The organism is Methylobacterium sp. J-026 (genome assembly GCF_022829585.1).
Taxonomy (GTDB): Bacteria; Pseudomonadota; Alphaproteobacteria; order Rhizobiales; family Beijerinckiaceae; genus Methylobacterium.
The window spans coordinates 1-527 of record NZ_JAKSYC010000259.1; the positions used below are offsets into that span (position 1 = coordinate 1).

Sequence of the window (527 nt, forward strand, 5' to 3'; positions counted from 1 at the left end):
GCCGCCTCGATCGTAGCGTTGAGTGCCAACAAGTTGGTCTGCGCGGCGATCCCCTGGATCATCGTCACCACCTCGCCGATCTGCGTGGCCTGGCCGCTCAGGCCCTCGACGATGCTGCCGGTGTGGCGCGCCTGCTCAACCGCCTCGCCGGCCATGCGCGCGGCGTGGCTGACCTGCTGGCTGATCTCGCCGACGGATGCCGACAACTCCTCCGCGCCCGAAGCCACCGCTTGGATGTCGCTCGACACCTGTCCCACGATGCCGGCGGCCTCGGCTGTCTGCTGGGTGACAGCCTCGACCGCGGGACCGATCGCGTCGAGATCCGTGCTGATCACCCGCTGCGCCTCGGCCCGGCGCTGGCGCTCGTGCACCTGTTCGGTGATGTTGGCGGCGAACTTCACCACCTTCACCGGCACACCGTCCCGGTCGCGAATCGGGTTGTAGGTCGCCTGGATCCAGACTTCGCGGCCGCCCCGGGCGATGCGCCGGAACTCATCCGCGGCGAACTCGCCACGCCCGAGCTTCAC

1 protein-coding gene is annotated in these 527 nt (G+C 69.4%); it reads right to left on the bottom strand.

What is annotated here, in order from left to right; translation table 11 throughout:
• A partial coding sequence (locus tag MKK69_RS22100) for a PAS domain-containing protein (RefSeq protein WP_243971481.1) occupies positions 1-527 on the bottom strand: 527 nt, incomplete at both ends.